This is a genomic window from Pseudomonas sp. P179 (genome assembly GCF_000478485.2).
GTDB lineage: Bacteria > Pseudomonadota > Gammaproteobacteria > Pseudomonadales > Pseudomonadaceae > Pseudomonas > Pseudomonas aeruginosa.
On sequence record NZ_KI517354.1, the window covers coordinates 3,165,437 to 3,173,149 of the forward strand.

The following is a 7,713-nucleotide window of genomic DNA, read 5'->3' on the forward strand; positions in this document are numbered from 1 at the left end:
CTCTAATCTCGGCCGCCCTTGCCCACGCCGCTCTATTCTCACCCCGGCTACCCGCTCGATCTCGTCCACGAACCGTTGATTGCCCGTCAGTTGTCCACGCTGAACCGCCTCGCGAATCAGCCTCAATTCCTCGGCCGGTATCGCCTCTTTCATGAACGTTACGTATCGCCGATATCTCTCTTCGGCCGTCTGACCTAGCTCAATGAAGCAGGGATCCATATCCAACCAGTTTGGCTCCTTCAACCAATCCGCCCGCAGCCCATAACTTGACCAGGGATAGGCCGCCACATCGTCCACCATCCGCGCCCGAACAGGGTTAAGCTCGATGTACCGGCAACACGCCAGCAGGTAGGCATCGCTCTGTACGACACTCGATTTATAGCGACTTTCCCACAATGTTCCGGAACGGCCCTCCAAGCGATTCCGATATCGTGTCGTGCGCGCCGCCAGCGTTTTCATCAGTCGCGCCAAGCCAGACAGCGAATCACCAGGCGCCAAGAGCAGATGGACATGGTTGGTCATCAGGCAAAATGCGTAGACCTTGATACCAAAGGCATCCTTGAGGTCCCGTAGATCGGAGAGGTAACGCTGGTAGTCCTCGTCCTCGGCGAATACCACTTGCCGATTGTGTCCCCGCTGGACCACGTGAAGCGGATAATTCGGTAAAACCACTCGCCCTTGCCTAGGCATCGCGGAGCCTCCTTACGGCGTCTGCGCTGAAGCCTCCCTGCTTAGAAAATTAGAGTAGGTAAAATAAATCTACCCCTTTATTTATTCTTTATTTAATAAAGTATATTTATTTCTGAAAAAAAGTAATAGTAGGGCCATAATCTTGATCTGAGCAAGATAGCAAAACCGAAAAATCTCTATCTGGAAATTTCTCTTTTAAAATTAAGCGCCATGATAGAGAAAGCATATGAGCAAGCTGCTCAAAAATTTCATCTTCTACATCCTCATTGCACCCGGAAAAAATATCATAAATATGGGTATGATTAATGAATCTCTCTACAGACTGGATATCATTTTCTAATCTTTCCATCCAGTCATTAAATTTTTTTTCCTCATAATTCATCTCCAGTATTACCGCCCCCCTATCCAAGATAAAATCAGGAAAAACCAATTTCCCTAAGATCAATAAGTCTTCTGGCCTGATTTCATAGGAAATATATGAAAATACATCAATCTCATTCTTATTCTCCCAGCCGGACCTCCATAACTCATAATTACTCAAACACTTTAAATCTTTAAAAGACACTATTTTTTTCATGGTATCTCATCCGAATTAGCAGGGCGCGGAGCTAATTTAGTTGATGGAGATTGTACTCTAACACTTCCGTCTGGCAATATATTTCTACCATATTCTATTACATGAGGCGTGGGTATGTTTGCATGCGAAGCCCCGCTTACATCGACCCTTTTAATAATCATGCCAGTCGAGTCATATACAGCATAACTTGTAACATTCCCCTTATTATCAGATCTATATAGCACTCCATTGGCTGGCCCACCATCTAGCTTAAACCTACCGCTAGTCTTAATAGCATTTTCTAAGGGGCCACCAGTAAAGTTCCCTTCTGCACGAGGAGGATTTGGTATTTTTGTTTTAGTTGCTTCTTTCACCGGATGCGTATAAGGCATCCCCGCCTCAGCATCCGCCAACGCCCCAATGGTAGGCAGATTAGCCTTTCCTGGGGCCACCTCTCCTTTGGGCAACTCTCCCGCCTTCAGCGCATTCATGAGCGCCTTGGCCGATACCTTGCCAGCGGCACCGCCCATTGCCGGAACGCCGATTCCGAACGGATTGAACCCCGTCTGGTCCAGGTATGCACCGACTTCCTTCTGCCACTGTGGATTGCCGTTCCACCAGAGGTTGGCGGTCTGCTCCAGGTGCAACTGACCAGCCGTCGTCCAGTCGACGACGTTTCGGCCCATCAGGAAACCGTAGGCTATATCGCTGTCACTTCCTCCCGGATTAGCTGTTTCCTGCCGGGCCACCAGCTCGTTGAGAGCCGTAGACCCCGCATCGATCTCCGCACGAATCTCCGCGCAATTACCCACAGCCACGCAGCCATTCAACCTCCGCCGGTTCTCGTCGCTACGCGCCTTGAACTCTTCCTCTACCTGACGGCAATTTCCCTGGGACTTGCATTTCTGCAAGGCATTATCCAGATCGGCCACATCCTGATGGTTGAGGAAGTTGTATTGCGTCGAGTTCTTCGCTACCCAAGCAGCGCTTTCCAGAGCTTTGCCTGTCGCATCGGGATCGCGTACCGCCGCAGCCAGAACACCAACCAATTGCGACCCCATGGTGACCATGGCTTCACGGTTCTCAGGGCTCAAGCTCTTGAAGGCCTGGTCTAGCTTGGCCACCAGCGCTTCATTGGCGCCAGCCGCCGCGGCGCCCGTGGCGAAATCGCCACCGCTGACCTGCGCCGCCAGGCCACCCATCAGGGCGTGCATGGTCACCATCGAAGGATCGCCTGGCTTCAGGCTGTATTCCTGGCCGATATCGCCGACGAAGTTGAAACCTGCCGCCGCGAAACTGTTGTAGAGCGCGCTCTTCAGCGCCTCGTTCAGGCTCCCGCCCTGGCCCAAGGCCTGGCTCAGTACAGTGGATGTAGCGTTCTGCATCGCCTGATTGGCAGCGAAGCGACCAACACCAGATAGGCTGCTGAGGTCTACCGTGACCTTTCCAGTAAGCGGATCAGTCTTGGTCTGAAGAATCCCGTCGAAGTACTCAGCCGTCAGCCCCCCGGTCAGGCTCGCAATAGCAATCTGCTTCAGACTGTCGCTACTGAAGCTGTCTTTCAGCACCTTCCCGAGATCGCCCTTGTTGTTGATCAGGCTGACCGCTGCCGTGCCCGACAGGCTTCCTGCCGCACCAACTCCTGCGCCCATGGCGAAGCTACTGGCACCCACTCCTGCTCCACTGAGCGCTCCCGCTGCCGCCATGCCACCGATGGCTGCCGCCGCGATGGCGACAGCTATCTGCGTCGCCGGCCCCATGCCCGAGTTACTGTACTTCCAGCTATCGTGCACCTCCTGCACCATGCGCCAGTCCACATCCCCGCGCTGCTCGGCCTCTTTCAGCCACGCCAGTTGCGGATCCGCCTGCACCATCGCGTCGATGGTCTGGCTCACGGTCTTCTGGTCGATATGCTTGAGGTCGATCTTCAGCCCTTCCACGGCCTTGATCGCCAGATTCCCCTGGGCCACGATCTGGGTCTGGCGCACGGTTTCGTCAGTCTGGCCCTTGCCCTTCGACGACTGCCACGCCAGGTCGCCCTTGCTCTTCTCATGGCTCTCCTGGTGCAGGTCCTTCACCGCCTCGAAGGTCACCGCGCCGCCGCTGACGATGGCCAGGTCGTTACCCGATTCCAGCTTCGCGCCCTGGTAGGTCTGGTCGCCGCCGCTGAGCAGGGTGAGGTCGCCGCCGCTGCTGATCTGGCTGCCCACCGCCTTGACGTCGGTGACTTCGTCGCGCCGGGTTTCCTTGCGGCCGAAGTCGCCTTTCTTCTTCTTGTCGTACAGGTAGTAGTTGCTGTCGTTGGCGGCCAGCAGTTCCAGCTTGTCGCCGGCCACCAGGTAGGCCTCGTCGCCGGCGCTGGCCTGGCTCGCGATCAGGCGCAGGTCCTGTCCGGCATTGATCGCCAGGTCGCCGCCGGCGTCCACGCGGGTGCCTTGCTGGGCAACCTTGTCTTCCTGGTAGGTGACCTTCCTGGTCTTGCTGTAGGCATGCTCCTCGTTCGCCGCCGCCGCCAGGGTCACGTCGCGCCCGGCGGAGAGGGCGATGTCGCGGCGCGCTTCGAGGGCGCTGGCCACTGCGCTGAGGTCGCGCCCGGCGCTGACGTTCAGGTCCCGCCCGGCACTGACTTCGGCGCCGAGCTGGGTCACGCTCTGTAGCCGCGACGTGCTCCAGCGGGTCTGGCCCTGGCGGTCCTCGACGGCGGCGACGGTGACGTCGCGTCCGGCGTCGAGGCTGAGGTCGCCGCGGCTCTGCAGCACCCCGCCGAGGTTGGCGATGTCGCGTCCGGCCTGGACGTTCAGGCTGTTCGCCGCCTCCACCCGCGCGGCGCTGTCGGCGAAGCTGCGCTCCCAGGTGCGGCCGTCGAGCGCGCTGTCGTAGCGGGTCACGCTGCGTTCGTTGATCACGTCGCCGGTCAGCGCGGTGAGGCTCACGTCGCGCCCGGCGATGACCCCGCCCTGGCGGTTGCGGATCGAGTCGCCGGCGAGCAGGTCGAGGCGCTTGCCGGCCTCGATCAGGCCGCTGTTGTCGAGGTTGTCGGCCGTCGCCGAGAGGTCGTTCCGCGCGCGCAGGGTGCCGACGTTATGCAGGTCGCCGCCGCTCACCAGCTTCACGTCGCGGCCCTGGATCAGCGCACCGTTGGGTGCCAGCCGACCCTCCGCCTGGGCCAGGTAGACCACCGGCGCGAGGACCTTCTCGCCGTTCACCTCGACCTCTTCCAGCCAGACGATGTCGTGGGTCAGCGCCGCCATCTGCTCCGCGCTCAGACCCACGCCCAGTTGCAGCTGGAGCTTGTCCTTGTAAGCGATGGCGTTGTCCATCAGGTAGCGGAACAGTGCCTCGTCGCTGCTCAGCCCGTCGATGTAGCGCTGGCCGGTGCGCGCCACCACCGCGTCGCGGATCAGCCGCTGCTCGTAGAGACCGTCGCCGAGGCGCTTCTTGCTATCGTCCGGGTTCATGCCCAGGCCGCTGAGCAGGTAGTCCGAGTTGAGGAACTGCTTCAGCTCGGTGAGCGCCGGGTTGGTCTCGATCAGGTACTTGTGGCTGGCGCTCGGCGTGGCGTTGCCGGGCACGCCCTGGACCCGGGCGACGCCCGGCAGGCTACCGCCGAGCGCGCTGCCGCCCTGACCCTGGACGTTGGCCGCGCCAGCCAGGCCATCGACTCGCACGCCCTGGCCCTGCCAGGTACCGGCGACGTTGCCGGCGCCTTGCTGGCCGACCGAGACGCCGCTACCGCCCTGGGTGCGGTCGGCGCCAGCACCGAGCGCGGCGCTGCCATTGCCGTCCTCGGCGAAGCGCGAGCTGAGACGGAACAGGCCGTTGTCGCCCTGGGGCAGGCTGAAGCCGGGCAGGGTGACCGGGTTGACCTGGCGCCGCGCCAGGTCGGGCGGCAGTTGCGAGGTCAGCGGCACGACCACCGAAACCCCGCTGCCGCCCACCGCGCTGTCGCCCACCTGGCGGCCGCTGCCGACGAAGGTGTAGCCGGGGCGGGTGACGCCGTTGTCGATGCGCGTGCTGGCATTGACCGTGACGTCGCCGGCGGCCTGGATCACCGCTGCGTAGGACTGGTCGCCACTGCTGATCGGGGTCGGCCCCTTGCTCGGGAATTCGTACTCGAAGGACCAGTCGCTGAGGATCGCGTTGAGCGCGGCGGGGATCTCGCCCGCGCGCGCCGGGTCGAAGTTGGCGCTCTGGTACCAGTAGAGGTTGGTGAAGTTGCGCGACTTCTGGTCGATGCCGCCGATATCGCCGCCGCGAGCGGTACGCAGCACGCGGATGGTTTCCAGCTCGCCGGTTTCCAGGCCCTGGTTGTCGAGGACTTCGAGGTTGGCGGTGAGGTTGCCGCCGCTGCCGATCAGGCTGGAAAGGTTGTTCAGGGTGCCGCCGTCGATGGCGAAGTCGCCTCCGGCCAGCAGTTGCCCCATGGCGCTGCTGGCGGTGACCTCGGTCTTGTCGCGCTGGGTGATGGTCCAGATGGCGTTGCGCTTGCCGCTGCAGTCACCCGCGTTGACGCCTTCGATGCAGGCGGTCTGCTCCATCTTCGCGGTGTACAGGCCCGACTTGCTTTCCAGCACGGCGCGACGGTTCTCGATCAGGCTGGCACGCAGGCTGAAGTCCTTGCCGCTCTCGATCACCCCGGAAAGGTTGCGCAGGCTGGCGGCACGGTTGCCGGCATCGTCGCGGGCGATATCCAGCCTGCCGAGGCTGTACACATCCCCGTAGAGGTTGGTGATGTCGCCGGCGCGCAGGGTCATGTCGGCGCCACTGAACAGCAACCCGCGCTCGTTGAGCAGGGCGGGCGCGTTCAATCGCAGGTTGCCGCCGCCGCCCAGGGTGCCGTAGTTGTTCAGGCTCGCGGCGCTGGCCACGAGGTCGCCGGCGGCGGTGATCCGCCCACGGTTGACCAGCAGGTTGCCGGCGCCGAGCGTGACATTGGCGCCGCCGGCGAGGCTGGCGGCGTTGCCGAGGTCGAGGCTGGCGGCGTTCAGGGCGAAGTCGCCGAGGCTGGTGGCGCGGCCGTTGCCACGGTAGCCGCCGCTCAGGTCGAGTCGCAAGCTGCCGTCGCTGGCCAGCAGGCCGTCGTTGCTCCAGTCGCCGCCGCGGCCAGTGAAGGACTGCACCGCCAGCAGCTTGCCCTCGGCCGTCTGGCGGAAGGTGCCGATGTCCAGGTTCAGGCGTCCGGCTTGCAGCACGCTGCTGTTGGTCCATTCGCTGGCGCGGATGTCCAGCAGGCCATTGGTGGTCAGTTCGCCGCCGGCGCGGATCACCTGCCCGGAATCCAGGCCGAAGGTGCCGTTGCCGGTATGGAGGATGCGCCCGCCGGCGTTGGCCAGGCTGCCCAGTTGCAGGTCGAGGTCCTGGTTGGCGCTTTCCAGCACGCCGTAGGCGTTGTTCAGGCCGCCAGCGACCAACCGCGTGCTGCCGCTGCGGCCGAGGGCGCGCAGGCTGCCGCCGCTGTTGTCGATCGCGGCGGCACGCAGGTGCAGCTCGCTTTCGCTTTCCAACTGGCCGAAGCGGTTGGCCAGCGCACCGGCCAGGCTGAAGTCGATGCGCCCGGCGCCGACCTTGCCGCCCTGGCCCGCCGCCGCGCCCTGGTTGAGGAAGCGCTGGCCGTCGAGGCTGAGCAGGCCGCTGGCGTAGAGGCCGCCACCCTGGTTGTCGAAGTCGACGGTGACGATGCGGTTGTCGCCGCCCAGCGCCGAGACATGGCCCTGCTGGTTGCGCACGCCTTGCCCGGCGCGGATTTCCAGCGACTGCGCCTGGGTGACGCCGGCGCTGTTGTCGAACAGCCCGGTGACCAGCTTCAGCCAACCCTTGGCGCTGTTGAGCACGCCGCCGGCGCCGTTGTCGAGGCTGCCGCTCTGCAGGTCTAGGTTACCGGCCCGGCTGTCCAGGCGGCCGCCCTGGTTGTCCAGCGCGCCACCGATACGCAGCTGGTTGTCGCCCTGGGCCTGGAGCGTGCCCTGGCGGTTGTCCAGGCTGCCGGCCTGCACCTCGAGGGCGCCGGCCTGGCTGAAGATCAGGCCGTCCTGCTGGTTGCGCAGGGCGCCGCCGCCCAGGCGCAGGCTCATGCCGGCCTGGCTGGCGAGGGTGCCGGAGGCGCTGTTGTCGAGGCTGCCGGCGCTGATCTCCAGCAGCCCCTGGCTGACCAGCTTGCCGCCGCGGTTGTCGACGCTGGCGCTGCGCAGCAGCAGGTCGCCGCCGCTGGCCAGGCGCGCCGCGCCGGTGTTGACCAGGGCGCCGCCAAGGATGGCGTCGAGCCGGCCCTGGCTGATCAACTGGCCGTCGCTGTTATCCAGGCTGGCGCCCTTGAGCAGCAGGCTGCCGCCGTTGATCCGGCCGCCGGCGTTGTTCAGCAGCGTATCGTCGCGCTCGAAGCTCAGCGCGCGCTGCGCCGAGACCAGGCCGCCCTGGCCGTTGTCCAGCTTCCCGGCGATGCTCAGGGTCACGTCGCTTTCGCCGGAGAC

At 63.2% G+C, this 7,713-nt stretch carries 2 protein-coding genes and 1 pseudogene; all 3 read right to left on the reverse strand.

The features are described 5' to 3' along the window. A partial coding sequence (locus tag HMPREF1224_RS27205) for a transposase (RefSeq protein WP_010793601.1) occupies positions 1-690 on the reverse strand: 690 nt, incomplete at its 3' end. Between the two features lie 106 nt (positions 691-796). Then, positions 797-1,267 (reverse strand): hypothetical protein, encoded by a 471-nt coding sequence (locus HMPREF1224_RS45400; protein WP_153274314.1) that lies wholly within the window; start codon positions 1,265-1,267, stop codon positions 797-799. Further along, positions 1,264-7,713 (reverse strand): annotated as a pseudogene (gene tpsA2 / locus HMPREF1224_RS27210) (two-partner secretion system putative hemagglutinin TpsA2); the annotation flags it as partial. The gene HMPREF1224_RS45400 and the pseudogene tpsA2, both read right to left, overlap by 4 nt.